Here is a 13,300-nt window from a genome sequence, read left to right on the forward strand (position 1 = left end):
AAACAGTTGTTTATATGGAGGATATTAGTTCCAAGTAACAGTACCGTCGACCAATTTCCACGGTTTGATAGAAACTTCAGCAACTACGTTTACATCTTCAGCACCAATAATAGTATTACCGATAGCTTTATCGGGTACTTTCAAACCGTCAAAGTTATATACATAACCTGCTTTAAATTCGGTAATTTTACCTTCATCATTAATTCCTAATCCGGCTTGTTCTTCTGCTGTCAGATCAGCAGCGTTTGAGACAATATAATCTTTTACAGTTGCATAACCAGCACCTTTGATAGGACCATCAACCCAAACGCGGTCTGGAGTAACTGTAATATTGCTGTAACACAAAGTCAGGATAGGCTTACCCGGGAATACATTGTAGCTGTAAGGACCTGCCCATGGACCTCCTGTTTTCCAATCAGCACCAATGGCATCGCTAATTGAAGTATTAGCAGATGCTTCAGCCCAACTATTGTAAGTTGTAGATACAGCATCTTCGCTCAATTTAACGCCGTTCATAAACAAACCGTCAAAAGTAATAGTCTGGAACCAGCAGGCACCTTCGCTATCATCGTGGCTGATATTAGAGAAGTTCAGATAAGCAGTTTTATGTTCCGGATTCAAAGCTACGGTATAAGTCTTAGATGCTTCATCGTAATCTTCTGCCGTAATGTTTTCTTCTGCAAACATCGGAGCTGCAAGTCCTGTTTGAACAGCATCCAAAGTCATGGTTGCTTTACCGTCATTGATAGAAACAGCAAGTTTTTGCGGGCCACGTACTCCTTTAAATACAAATTCATTAGCTTCCTCTATTGAAGTAAATGGACCTGCTTCCTTACCACCGACACTTGCAGTCAATGTTAGTGTAATTTCTTGAATTTCTACATCTTCAGTTTCAAGTGTTGATTCACCTACTCTACTTGCTAAAGCATCAGTAGAAATGTGTACTCTTACCGAAGCGTCACCTTGAATGCCACCATTTTCTACAACATCTTCATTTGAGCACGCGAACAAACCCAAGCCCGCAAATGCTAAAAACAAACTCTTTGAAAGTTTCATAATACAAAAATTTTTAGTTAAACAGTTTGATATTAATAGTTTTCGTTCTTTATTTTGATTGACTTCTATTATTCAGCCATGTACTCGTTATAGCGGAGGAGCTGATTCAAGTTGTCGGACGCTTGTGTGTAACCGGCTTCGGCGGCGCGGCGGAAAGCGGCTTCGGCCTTTGCTGTTTCGCCCATGCTGATGTATGCCGCACCCAGCATGTTCTGCAGGGCACCGTCTTGCGGAGCACGTTCCAACATTTCGGCAGCCTCGGCAGTGCGATTGGCTTCAATCAGCGCCAGCGCAGCGTTGTTAAGTGCAGTAACATCGGTGGGATGTCCTTTCACTCCCGCTAACAAACATTCCGTATATTCGGGCGTGCCTTTTCCGTAACTGTCTGCCACCTGTTGTATTTCGCTTACACTCATCAGGTCGGGGCGAGACTGAATCATTTTCCGTCCTTCTTCGATGGTGAAATGACGCACATTATACTCTACGCGGTATTCGTTGCGGCGTACGGGAGGATACATTTCGTTGAGCAAACGCTGGTAGATTTCAGGCGGTACAAGGGCCTTCAACTGTTCTTCGCAGGCATCCTTGTCGCCTCCGCAGTTGTCTATGATGTCTAATACCTCATTCTGTTTCAACAGTTGCGGGCGTTTTTCCACTTCGCGGCGCAGCCCTTCCCAGTCTTCACCTTTCCATGCCACATGATAGATGGCAGGATCAATGTTCTCCATGTCTTTCTTTACGTATTCGGTAAAGGCTTTCGCACGGCGTTCCGAGAGGTTCATGTTATAGTCGAACTTGCCTTCGGGCGAAGCATATCCTGTAACGTAGATACCCGTAATAGTCAGGTCATCATTGTCTTTCACTACTTCGATGGAATGATGCACACTGTCAAGCTCCGAACGATTGTTTAAGTAATTCGGGTCAATCCGATGGCTGTCTTGCCGGAACTGGATATGAGCCGCGCGTGTTTCGGAACGGCGTTTCACCACCTCTTCTTTCGGAGCAATAAACGGCTTGTAATAAGTAGGATTCATGGGCGGGAAAATGTCGCCTGTGGTAGCTGTTTCGCCACCCTCATTGCAGAGTGCACATCCGATGACCTGTCCGCGTAACTGTATGTTTCCGCCTATCATCCAACGTTTGAACGGAACCGATGCCATGTATTCCACGGTTTGTTCCGAACCATTTTTACGGCGTATCACCGCTATGGCATCAGGATTCAGCCGCACATGGTCGAGCGTTTCTACGCGCTGCTGTACACGGTCGCGCACTTTACCGTTGATAATCACCGGAGGCAATTCCGCCTCTTGGCTTCCGTCTGCCGAAAGGATAACCGGCGTGAGTCGCAACGAGTGTTGCCGTTTCATGTCCAGCTCATCAAGGTTCAGCTCCATGCTCACATTCGCCTGCCGGTCGGCAGTTTTCGTCACCTCGCGGTTTGTCACTTTGATTTCACTCAGGTAAACCGTTTGCCCGAAGGCATATCCGCCTGCTGCCAGCAGGATAGCTAAAGATAGAATATGTTTTTTCATTGTGCGTTCCTCCATCATCATTTAATTATGTAAATCAGCGATACGGCAGCTTTGGTCACACCGAAATAGTCTTTCTTGTCGCTTCCTTTCCACTCCCCGCAGTGAGGGCATTCGTACTTGTCATAATCGGCATGAATCCATCCCGCTCCTATTTCAAGCCCTAAGTTCCAATGTTTACCCAGCACAAACTGATAGCCGTAGCCGATGCCTGCGCCTACCATCCATCCTTGATAACGATTGTTTTTAAAAGACGGGAAAATCCCCAAGTCCATGCCCGCTACGTTAAACTGTCCGCCCAGTGCATGGAGCGCAAAGAAATGACCGTTAAATGCCTCGCAGAGCCAGTAGCGTGCTTCGGGTTGCACGAGCCAGTGTTTCATTTTCTTGTCATTTTTAAAGTGGAAGGGATTGTAATTTCCCGATACATCTAATGTCCACTTGGGAGCTAACCGGAACTCTGCCCCTAAGTTGAGCGTGGTAGTCACGTCGTACAGCAGGTTTGTCTTGACAGCAACTTTCTGTGCCGAAGCCGTCAGTGTGACAAACAGGAACATAATCCAAACGAATACCTTTCTCATAATATTAAAATCTTTTTTTGTTCTCTTAATATTTCGTTTTCGCTGTCAAAATTAAGCTAAGGAGATAATTTTTCGTCGTGAAGCAATTCCCAATATGTCAGAAACGGATTCCTATTTTGTCATAAATACTGAAAGACAAATTGGTAAATTATTTATATATAATTGGTTATCCCATAAATCGGGCCGATTGCTTCTCATTCCGTAAATGAGACGAATTGACAAATTGGGAAATCTTTTGCTTATGAATTTTATTGAAACCTATGTAAAGAATTTCAGAAGAAAAGCTAAATTTGCCGATAAAGTGCCTAATAAAACAACAGAAATGAATTTACTTGAAACTTTTCAGAGCGTTCGTTCCGCTTCGCGCCGGTTGGCTATGGCGGACGAAAAACTTATTAACGATGTATTGCGCGCTACCGCGGATGAGGCTTTGCGGTCTGCCGATACCATTCTTGCAGCCAATGCCGAGGACTTGTTACGTATGAATCCTGACAATCCCAAATATGACAGACTGAAATTGACGCCCGAACGTTTGGAAGGCATTGCCTCCGATATGCGGAATGTGGCAAACCTGCCTTCACCCCTGAACCTGACGTTAGAAGAACGTACGTTACCCAACGGGTTACACCTGAAGAAAGTCAGTGTTCCTTTCGGCGTTATCGGTGTCATCTACGAGGCGCGTCCCAACGTTAGCTTCGATGTCTTTTCACTTTGTCTGAAGAGCGGAAGTGCCTGCCTGTTGAAAGGCGGCAGCGATGCCGACTGCTCGAACCGGGCGATAGTGGAAGTGATTCACCGTACGCTGGAGCGTTTCGGTGTCGACCCGAACACGGTGGCTCTGCTTCCGCCCGACCGAGAATCGACTGCCGAACTGCTTCATGCCGAAGGATATGTTGACCTGATAATTCCGCGCGGCAGCAGCGGACTGATTACTTATGTGCGCCGCGAAGCAACTGTGCCGGTCATTGAAACGGGGGCGGGGATTTGTCATACGTATTTCGATGCGGCAGGCGATGTTACCAAAGGAGCGGCGATTATCAACAATGCCAAGACGCGCCGCGTCAGCGTATGCAATGCGCTCGACTGCCTGCTGGTTCACTCCGCGCGTTTGGCAGATTTGCCGCAGCTTTGCGCTCCTTTGCAGGCAAGCCGCGTAATACTTTATGCCGATGAGACGGCATATCGCGCATTGGAGGGTAATTATCCTGCCGAGTGGCTCTGTAAAGCAGACGCCTCCAGCTACGGAACGGAGTTTCTGGACTACAAGATGGCGATAAAAACCGTGGGCAGCGTAGAAGAAGCGGTTACACATATATATAAATATGGTTCGAAACACAGCGAGAGCATCGTGACCGAAGACTTGAAAGCCGCTTCGTTTTTCCAGCGTGCGGTAGATGCCGCCTGCGTGTATACCAATGCCCCCACCTCGTTTACCGACGGCGCACAGTTTGGCTTGGGAGCCGAAATAGGCATCAGCACCCAGAAGCTGCACGCCCGCGGTCCGATGGGGCTGCGCGAGATAACCACCTATAAGTGGCTGATTGAAGGTAACGGACAAATCAGGAAATAAGGATTGAAACGCAGATAATAATTTAATTATCAATTCAATCTGCGTGAATATGCGAAAATCTGCGTTTCTTCGTCATATCAATTAATTTTGTACTTTATTATATGTATATTTGCCAAAACCTAATTTATAGATAGCTTATGAGAACCTATACCAATGTATTCGATTTGGGCGATTTGAAAACAGCCCTTGCCGAGGCCTTTGAAATTAAGAAAGACCGTTATAAATATGAATCGCTGGGTCATCACAAAACCTGTTTGCTGATATTTTTTAACAACAGTTTGCGTACTCGCCTGAGTACCCAGAAGGCAGCCCGTAACTTGGGTATGGACGTAATTGTGTTAGACGTAAATCAGGGAGCATGGAAGCTCGAAACGGAGCGTGGCGTAATAATGGACGGCGACAAGAGCGAACACCTGTTGGAAGCGATTCCTGTTATGGCATCTTACTGCGACATCATCGGAGTACGTTCGTTTGCCCGCTTTGAGAGCCGTGACGACGATTATACCGAAAAAATCCTCAACCAGTTCATCCGGTATTCCGGCAAGCCGGTATTTTCGATGGAAGCCGCTACGGGACATCCCTTGCAGGCGTTTGCCGACCTGATTACGATTGAAGAGTACAAACGGACGGAACGTCCGAAGGTGGTACTGACGTGGGCACCTCATCCGCGCGCACTGCCTCAAGCCGTGCCCAATTCGTTTGCCGACTTTATGAATGAAGCCGATGTGGATTTCGTGATTACCCATCCGCACGGTTACGAACTCGACCCGAAGTTTGTTCGCGGGGCACGGGTGGAATACGATCAGATGAAAGCCTTTGAGGGCGCTGACTTTATTTATGCGAAAAACTGGGCATGTCCGGGCGTGACGAATCCTGCCGATTACGGAAAAGTATTGAGTAAGGATATGAGTTGGACGGTAGATGAGGCACACATGGCGGTGACGAACAATGCTTTCTTTATGCACTGTCTGCCCGTCCGCCGTAACATGATTGTGACCGACGACGTGATAGAAGCACCCACCTCGCTCGTGATACCCGAAGCTGCTAACCGGGAGATTTCGGCAACGGTCGTATTGAAGAGAATGTTGGAAGGGCTGAAGTAATTCCGCGTATCAGCTGATGTAGGGGCGTATGCGATACGCCCTGAATACATGGGCTTATTGGCGTGGATGTTTTTGGGCGTATGCGATACGCCCCTACGTTTTATGCTTAAAAATGCGTAGGAAATACGCCTTTTTTGCCCTGCGTGTGAAGCCTGAAAATTCATGCGGAAGAGTTGACCGGTTCTATGGGTAGAAACTAACAACGCTACCCATAGAACCGGTCTGTTTTATGGGTAGCGTTTTCGCTTGTTTCCAGTCACGGGTTTATCGGCTAAGAAATCCGATTCAAGCGGTAGTGTGTGAGAATGCTTTCGTGATGCAGGCGGTGTGCTGTCGCCAGCCGTTTCGCATTGAAAGCCGTTAGTTAAGTAAGTGGTCGAAGTCGTTTATCGTCCAACTGTCTCTCCACTGGATAACCGGTTTGCCTTCGTTAAACTGAATCGGCAGCCAGATATACCGTGCGTCGCTCGGATGCTTCGGCCGCCAGTTATCAGCCATGAAAATGAAAGCATCCTTTTTACCGGGAACAGGAAGTACAAACGTACTCTGTCCGTGGAAGGTGAGTTCGGCATCCTTGCCTACACACGGATTGGGGTGTTGCGTCCACGGTCCCCAGATGCTCGGTGCGGAAAACATGCGTGCCTCGTTCGGGTCCCAGCCTGTACATCCCGAAGTAATCATCCAATACGTACCGTCTTTCTTGAACAAGGCAGGCGCTTCATTGTGTCCGGCAGGTGCGATGCGCGTATATTTTCCCGTGTGGCTTTGGTAATCGTCGCTCAATTCGGCTATATGAAGAGTCAAGTTATCTTCCGATGAATAAATGTGATATGCCTTGCCGTCGTCGTCTACAAATAACTGCATGTCTCTTGCCATCTGTCCGCCCTCCAAATCGCGTTTCACGAACAGTCCTTTGGCGATGGCGTCATACCAAGCCGGTGTCCACCATTCGGTATATTTCCCGGCATCCAGCGTATCCAGTACCGCACGCTGCTCGTCAGTCATGTCGAACGGCAATTTCCCCGGATTGATGCGTCCGGAACGGAGGTATTTGAAAGGTCCTGTCGGACGGTCGGCTACCGCCACCGCCGAACGTGCGGCCGCATATCCCTTGCCTTTCAGCTCCAAGTGAAACCACATTACGAATTTGCCCGTCTTTTCATTGTAAATCACCTTCGGGCGTTCCATGATACAGCCTTGCGTTATTTCGCTGGTCGTGTCGTTGGTCACTACGGGCAACACGGCACCTTCGTTTTTCCAATCGGTAAGATTCGGTGATGAATAACACATGATACCCACCATCGCACTGCTTGTTGTGTCCGATTTGTTTTCGCCGTACCAATAATACGTACCCTCGTGATAAAGAATACCGCCTCCATGTGCGTTGACATGTACGCCCGCATTATCCGGCCATATTTCCATCGGACGAATCTCTTTAGCCTCTTGTTGCTGTGTGCAAGCCGAAAGAGCCAGCGTGCAGATACACACGGCCCATACAAATAAAGTTGTCTTTTTCATATACATAATTAGGTTTTAGTGGAGGCAAACTTACAGAAAATCAGCAGGAGAAGCCGATAAAAATCAAGCGGAATACAATAAAAATCAGGCAACATGTATCTTTTCGGCGTTTGGAGTGCGCTTATGGGGCGGATTTCTATTTTCCGATGCGGGCGTCAGGCGGTTCTTGTTTTCATGAATTTATCTGCTTTTCGCCCCTTTTTTTCATTTATAGTTTGTACTTTTGCATTGATATGGAAGAACAATTCGACATACGAGACTATAAACCGACGGGTAAAGAACGTGATTTCGAAAATGCACTTCGCCCGTTGCAATTCGGAGATTTTAGCGGACAAGACAAGGTGGTGGATAATCTGCGCATCTTTGTAAAAGCTGCCCGTTTGCGTGCCGAGGCACTTGATCATGTGTTATTACACGGCCCTCCGGGATTAGGTAAAACTACATTGAGTAATATTATTGCCAACGAATTGGGAGTGGGATTTAAGGTCACTTCAGGGCCGGTCCTCGATAAGCCGGGCGATTTGGCAGGAGTTTTGACCAGTTTGGAACCGAACGACGTGTTGTTTATCGACGAAATACATCGCCTTAGTCCGGTAGTGGAGGAGTATCTGTATTCGGCAATGGAAGACTACCGCATTGATATCATGATAGATAAAGGGCCTTCGGCACGAAGCATCCAACTCGATTTGAATCCTTTCACACTGGTGGGTGCCACCACTCGCAGCGGTTTGCTTACGGCTCCGCTCCGTGCCCGCTTCGGCATCAACTTGCATTTGGAGTATTACGACGACTCGGTGCTGACGAAAATTATCCTTCGCTCATCGAAGATACTGAATGTTCCCTGCGACGTGGAAGCCGCCGGCGAAATCGCTTCACGCAGTCGCGGAACGCCCCGTATTGCCAACGCTTTGTTACGCCGCGTGCGCGATTTTGCCCAAGTAAAAGGCTCCGGACGTATCACCATCGAGATAGCCCGCTATGCGCTTGAGGCATTGAACATCGATCGCTACGGACTGGACGAGATAGATAATAAGATACTCTGTACGATTATAGATAAGTTTAAAGGCGGCCCTGTGGGATTGACCACCATCGCCACGGCGCTGGGTGAAGATCCCGGTACACTGGAAGAAGTGTATGAGCCTTTTTTGATCAAAGAAGGATTCTTGAAACGTACGCCTCGCGGCAGGGAAGTGACCGAACTGGCTTATAAGCATTTGGGAAGGAGTATTTATAATGGTAATAATAACAGGACTTTGTTTGATTAAGTTTTATGGCTGAGTTGAAATCTTTGGCTAAAGATACTGCCATTTATGGAGTGAGCAGTATTGTAGGGCGTTTCTTGAATTATCTGCTGGTTCCGCTTTATACGGTTGTATTGCCGGCAGCGTCGGGAGGATATGGTGTGGTCTCTAACGTGTACGCCTATACAGCTTTGATATTGGTATTGCTTACTTTCGGAATGGAAACCGGCTTTTTCCGTTTTGCCAATAAGTCGGGCGAGAACCCTGAAAAAGTTTATGCCAATACGTTGCTGTTTGTAGGCGGGCTGTCGTTAGTATTTGTGGCGCTCTGCATCATTTTCTTACATCCTATTTCGGCATTTTTAGGTTATCCCGACCATCCCGATTACGTAGGGATGATGGTGCTGGTGGTTGCACTCGATTCTTTTCAGTGCATACCCTTTGCCTATTTGCGCTATAAGAAACGTCCCATAAAGTTTGCCGCGATAAAGCTGTTTAATATCATCGGGAATATCTGTTTGAACCTGTTCTTTTTGTTGCTCTGTCCGTGGCTTGATGCACAGGGTTACGATTGGGTTTCATCTTTTTACAATCCCAATTATTTAGTAGGATATATCTTTGCGTCAAACCTTATCATGTCTGCCGTACAGATGTTTTTTTTCTCATCGGAACTGCGCGGATTTTCTTACCGCATTGATTGGGGACTGATGAAGAAAATGATAACCTATTCATTTCCTATTCTTATCTTCGGGCTGGTAGGCATTTTGAACCAGACGATTGACAAGATGATTTATCCCTTTTTGTTCGATGACCGTCAGGAAGGTTTGGTTCAGTTAGGTATTTATAGTGCAACCAGTAAAGTTGCGCTCGTTATGGCGATGTTTACACAAGCATTCCGATACGCTTACGAACCCTTTGTATTCGGGAAAACAAAAGATGCAGACAACCGTAAGGTGTATGCTGCCGCCATGAAATACTTCTTCATCTTTTCGCTGCTCGCATTCTTGGCGGTGATGGGATACATGGATATTTTGAAATACATGGTGGCGAGCGACTATTGGGAAGGGCTGGGCGTAGTAGCCATCGTAATGGGAGCTGAAATCTTTAAAGGCATTTACTTTAACTTGTCATTCTGGTATAAACTGACCGACGAGACCCGATGGGGAGCTTATTTTTCGTTGATAGGCTGTATAGTGATACTTGTATTAAACGTTTGTCTTGTGCCCCGTTATGGATATGTTGCCTCGGCGTGGGCATCAGTTGCGGGATACGGAGTGATTACGTTGCTTTCATACGTTATCGGGCAAAAGAAATATCCGGTTTCCTATCCTTTGAAGGAAATGGCAGTTTATTTGATACTGGCTGTGGTACTGTTTGCTCTTTATCAAGCAGTAGAGATACCAAATGTTGTGTTGCGTTTGATATACCGCACGCTGTTAATCCTTGTATTTGTAGCTTATATAGTAAAGAAAGATCTGCCGCTGAAAAGCATTCCGATAATCAACCGGTTTGTAAAGTAAGCCGCTTATAATGAAAGAGGGAGGAATATCCGGATAGATGCTTTTGCATGTTCCGGTATTCCTCCCTTTTTCTGCTTTTATGTTGTGATGTGAATCGGCTTATTTTTTACGCTTCTTTCCGCGTTTTCCCCAGTTTTCATCCATGAAACCTGCATCGAAATCCTCATTATCCTGTTGGAAGAACTGCTTCCAATCGTCTTTCCGTTTCGATTTGGCAGGTTTTACCGCTTCTTCTTTTTTCCGTTTGCCCGACTCTTTTTTATCGCGCTTTTTGCCTGCCTTGTCGCTCTTTCCACTATTCTCATCGGCATATTCCACTACCACTTTACGGCCGTTAACCGAAGTCTTGTTTAAAGCCTTCACTACCAGTGCGGCTTGCGGCTCAATAACTTCAAAGAAAGAAAAGTTCTGCATCAAGTCGATTCGTCCTATCTGGATGCGTTCTTTCTTGATATGACGGTTAATCATGTCGATAATCTGATTAGGGAAGAAGCCGTCCGTCTTTCCTAAATTCAAGAACAGTCTCGTGTAACCTTTCTCAGCCTTGCGCGAACGTTCGCCGCCCCGCTCTTTGCGCTCCTTGCGTTCTCCCTTCTTGTTCTCGGCATTCGGTTGTTCGATTTCAGGCGCATTCTTATAGTAATCAAGGAATCGGTTGAACTCCATTGATACCACGCGCTTAATCAAATCTTCTTTGCTCAGCCACTCGAATTTGCGGTAAATGCTTGGCAAGAACGTTTCGATTTCTTCCTCATCTACTTTTACCTTTTCGATGTCGTCGATAACCTTGATGAGCTGTTGCTCACAGATTTCCTTTCCCGAAGGCAATGTGCCGAGGTCGAATTTCTTTTTGATAATCCGTTCTATTTCGCGCATTTTCCCTTTCTCGCGCAGGTTGATGATAGAAATAGAGACACCCGTTTTTCCGGCACGTCCGGTACGTCCGCTGCGGTGCGTGTAACTTTCCGTATCATCGGGCAGTCCGTAGTTGATTACATGAGTCAGGTCGTTAACATCCAGTCCGCGGGCAGCCACGTCGGTAGCCACCAGCAACTGCAAATGACGCTGGCGGAATTTCTGCATCACCAAGTCGCGTTGCGCCTGACTCAATTCACCGTGCAGCGAATCGGCATTATAGCCGTCTTGAATCAACTTGTCGGCAATTTCTTGCGTTTCCTTGCGTGTGCGGCAGAAAATGATACCGTAAATCTGCGGATAAAAGTCGACCACACGTTTCAACGCCAAGTATTTATCTTTGGCATGTACAGTATAAGCAATGTGATGAACGTTTTTGCTTCCCTCGTTTTTCGTACCGATGGTAATTTCTTTGGCATCGTGCAGATAGGTTTTGGCGATACGTGAGATTTCAGGGCTCATCGTAGCCGAGAACATCAGCGTATTGCGGTCTTCAGGTACTTGTTCCAAGATGGCATTGATGCTGTCGGTAAATCCCATGTTCAACATTTCGTCAGCCTCGTCCATAACCACATCACGGATGGTTTCCAGACGAGCCACCTTGCGCTCCATCAAGTCGATGAGACGTCCCGGAGTAGCCACGATGATGTGTACCCCTTTTTTCAAGCTCCGTATTTGGCTTTCTATGGACGAGCCGCCGTATACAGGCAATATTTTCAGGTCGGTGATATACTTGGAATAATCTGTTAAGTCTCCTGCTATCTGCAAACACAGTTCGCGTGTAGGACAAAGGATAAGTGCTTGCGGCACACGGTTCTTAATATCAATTTTTTGTATCAGCGGCAGACCAAATGCGGCTGTTTTTCCGGTTCCGGTTTGTGCCAGAGCCACTACGTCATTACCGTTCCCCAGCAAATAAGGTATTACTTCTTCTTGTACGGGCATGGGATGCTCATATCCCATTTCTTCGATTGCTTTGCGTATTTCCGGGGAAACGCCCAATTCTTCAAATGTTTTCATTTATCGTTTCAAATATCTAATTCGGCTGCAAAGATACGCACATTTACTGATATATAGGTATTTCTATGCACTTTTTTACCAAACTATCAGCGATTGAAGAACCGGGCTTTTACTGTTCGAATGCTCAAGCCGTTTCCTCTTGCCAGTCAGCCGGTTGCGGAAGCAGCTTTTTGCGGAAAATATAGATACAGGCAAGGGTAAGCACTACGCCTGCCGCAGCGATACAGATGGCATCGGTTGTTCCGAAAGCCTCTTGCATGGTGGCATCGGGATTATCGGAATAAAGAAAAAGTACGACGGAAGTTCCGTTGTTGATGAAATGCATCAGGATGCTGGGGATGAGGCTTCCGCTACGGTAATAAATCCATCCCAAAGCCAGTCCGAGTACGAAAGCGAACGGGATTTGTGCCGGATTGCCGTGGATGGCACCGAACAGCAGTGAAGAAACAATGATTGCTGCGGCGGGTTTCTTCCATTTGCGTAACAAGTGTCCTTGAATAGCCCCCCTGAAAAGCAATTCTTCGGCAATGGGTGCCATGACAACGATGGCGATGATTCCCGCCGGGTGGTGCATCATGGTTTCAAACGTGGCTTCCATGTTGTTGGGGAGGTTGACCAGCTCGCTCAAGTAGTTACACCATAGTCCCATGCCGATGATGAACAGGATAGATACTGCCAATACGCTGCCCGAATTGTAATAAGCAAGTGTCTGTCGGTTCAGCCGGACGTATTTCCACGCAAGCAGGTGAACGACCAAAGCGAGCGTTCCGATTAATTGCGACATCAGCAGCAGAGTCACTCCGCTTGGATCTGTCAGGTTAGGAAGTTGGGTGGTGTGATGATAAACCATGTAGCCGCAGGTAAAAACTCCTTGCGTGGCAAACTGATAAATGAGATAATAGAGCAATAGTTTGATGGTACGTCCCATAATGAATAACAGTTTTTATCTTGTTAAAAATATTGAACCTCTTAAACCTTTCCTGACCCTGCGGAAGCACGAAAAAATTTCCACCGCTATGCCCTGAAAAAACGCTACCGTTAGTGTGGTCCATCCCATGCGGTAGTGTTAACAGGTTCTACCCATAGCGTTGCCCGGTTCTACCCATAGAATTTTTCAAGCCTCCGGATAGGCTGGAGAAGGCTTAAAACAAGCTCATTATAAGTTTTAATCACTTCATTACAAATGTAGGCGATATTCCTTTGCCGTAAAAATAAAAATGTAAAAATTTAAACAAGTGCAGAGAAAC

Annotated in this window: 10 protein-coding genes; 4 read left to right on the plus strand and 6 right to left on the minus strand. The window is 46.7% G+C overall.

The genetic code is table 11. The features are described from left to right. Positions 1–24: 24 nt before the first annotated feature. The 3 genes from H9626_RS05835 to H9626_RS05845 all read right to left on the minus strand — a co-directional run bounded on the left by H9626_RS05835 (position 25) and on the right by H9626_RS05845 (position 3,166). A complete protein-coding gene (locus H9626_RS05835) occupies positions 25–1,056 on the minus strand; it encodes a hypothetical protein (protein ID WP_191709893.1) in 1,032 nt (343 codons plus the stop codon). 68 nt (positions 1,057–1,124) lie between these two features. Beyond that, the gene (locus H9626_RS05840; protein ID WP_225230898.1) at positions 1,125–2,588 is read right to left on the minus strand and encodes a DUF3868 domain-containing protein; all 1,464 of its coding nucleotides are present in this window, start codon (positions 2,586–2,588) and stop codon (positions 1,125–1,127) included. Between the two features lie 17 nt (positions 2,589–2,605). Continuing rightward, positions 2,606–3,166 (minus strand): DUF3575 domain-containing protein, encoded by a 561-nt coding sequence (locus tag H9626_RS05845; RefSeq protein ID WP_178255640.1) that lies wholly within the window; start codon positions 3,164–3,166, stop codon positions 2,606–2,608. 322 nt (positions 3,167–3,488) lie between these two features. Here H9626_RS05845 and H9626_RS05850 point away from each other — a divergent pair, with 322 nt between their 5' ends. Together H9626_RS05850 and H9626_RS05855 are read left to right on the plus strand one after the other, a co-directional pair. Continuing rightward, positions 3,489–4,736 carry a glutamate-5-semialdehyde dehydrogenase gene (locus H9626_RS05850; RefSeq protein WP_191709894.1) on the plus strand — a complete coding sequence of 416 codons (1,248 nt, stop codon included), beginning with the start codon at positions 3,489–3,491 and terminating at the stop codon, positions 4,734–4,736. A gap of 137 nt (positions 4,737–4,873) precedes the next feature. Beyond that, positions 4,874–5,839: a Rossmann-fold NAD(P)-binding domain-containing protein gene (locus H9626_RS05855; protein ID WP_178255638.1), complete on the plus strand. Its 966-nt coding sequence runs from the start codon at positions 4,874–4,876 to the stop codon at positions 5,837–5,839. Between the two features lie 360 nt (positions 5,840–6,199). Here H9626_RS05855 and H9626_RS05860 read toward each other — a convergent pair whose 3' ends face one another. Then, a complete protein-coding gene (locus tag H9626_RS05860; RefSeq protein ID WP_191709895.1) occupies positions 6,200–7,357 on the minus strand; it encodes a glycoside hydrolase family 43 protein in 1,158 nt (385 codons plus the stop codon). Positions 7,358–7,590: 233 nt separating this feature from the next. On the opposite strand from H9626_RS05860, the gene ruvB reads away from it, so the two are divergent. Together ruvB and H9626_RS05870 are read left to right on the plus strand one after the other, a co-directional pair. After that, the gene (gene ruvB / locus H9626_RS05865) at positions 7,591–8,622 is read left to right on the plus strand and encodes a Holliday junction branch migration DNA helicase RuvB (protein WP_178255636.1); all 1,032 of its coding nucleotides are present in this window, start codon (positions 7,591–7,593) and stop codon (positions 8,620–8,622) included. 5 nt (positions 8,623–8,627) lie between these two features. Next, positions 8,628–10,118, plus strand: a complete 1,491-nt coding sequence (locus H9626_RS05870) for an oligosaccharide flippase family protein (protein WP_191709896.1) — start codon at positions 8,628–8,630, stop codon at positions 10,116–10,118. A gap of 99 nt (positions 10,119–10,217) precedes the next feature. Here H9626_RS05870 and H9626_RS05875 read toward each other — a convergent pair whose 3' ends face one another. After that, on the minus strand, positions 10,218–12,053 hold the full coding sequence (locus H9626_RS05875) for a DEAD/DEAH box helicase (protein WP_191709897.1): 1,836 nt from the start codon (positions 12,051–12,053) through the stop codon (positions 10,218–10,220). 124 nt (positions 12,054–12,177) lie between these two features. After that, positions 12,178–12,981, minus strand: coding sequence for a CPBP family intramembrane glutamic endopeptidase (locus H9626_RS05880; RefSeq protein WP_178255633.1), 804 nt, complete (start codon positions 12,979–12,981; stop codon positions 12,178–12,180). Positions 12,982–13,300 lie beyond the last annotated feature (319 nt).

The organism is Phocaeicola faecium, from assembly GCF_014837055.1.
GTDB lineage: Bacteria > Bacteroidota > Bacteroidia > Bacteroidales > Bacteroidaceae > Phocaeicola > Phocaeicola gallinarum.

What these genes read in the sequence shown, in the direction of transcription:
- H9626_RS05840 (WP_225230898.1), bottom strand. Translation starts at nt 2,588, where the DNA reads ATGAAAAAACATATTCTATCTTTAGCTATCCTGCTGGCAGCAGGCGGA.
- ruvB (WP_178255636.1), top strand. Translation starts at nt 7,591, where the DNA reads ATGGAAGAACAATTCGACATACGAGACTATAAACCGACGGGTAAAGAA.
- H9626_RS05855 (WP_178255638.1), top strand. Translation starts at nt 4,874, where the DNA reads ATGAGAACCTATACCAATGTATTCGATTTGGGCGATTTGAAAACAGCC.
- H9626_RS05850 (WP_191709894.1), top strand. Translation starts at nt 3,489, where the DNA reads ATGAATTTACTTGAAACTTTTCAGAGCGTTCGTTCCGCTTCGCGCCGG.
- H9626_RS05860 (WP_191709895.1), bottom strand. Translation starts at nt 7,357, where the DNA reads ATGAAAAAGACAACTTTATTTGTATGGGCCGTGTGTATCTGCACGCTG.
- H9626_RS05845 (WP_178255640.1), bottom strand. Translation starts at nt 3,166, where the DNA reads ATGAGAAAGGTATTCGTTTGGATTATGTTCCTGTTTGTCACACTGACG.
- H9626_RS05880 (WP_178255633.1), bottom strand. Translation starts at nt 12,981, where the DNA reads ATGGGACGTACCATCAAACTATTGCTCTATTATCTCATTTATCAGTTT.
- H9626_RS05875 (WP_191709897.1), bottom strand. Translation starts at nt 12,053, where the DNA reads ATGAAAACATTTGAAGAATTGGGCGTTTCCCCGGAAATACGCAAAGCA.
- H9626_RS05870 (WP_191709896.1), top strand. Translation starts at nt 8,628, where the DNA reads ATGGCTGAGTTGAAATCTTTGGCTAAAGATACTGCCATTTATGGAGTG.
- H9626_RS05835 (WP_191709893.1), bottom strand. Translation starts at nt 1,056, where the DNA reads ATGAAACTTTCAAAGAGTTTGTTTTTAGCATTTGCGGGCTTGGGTTTG.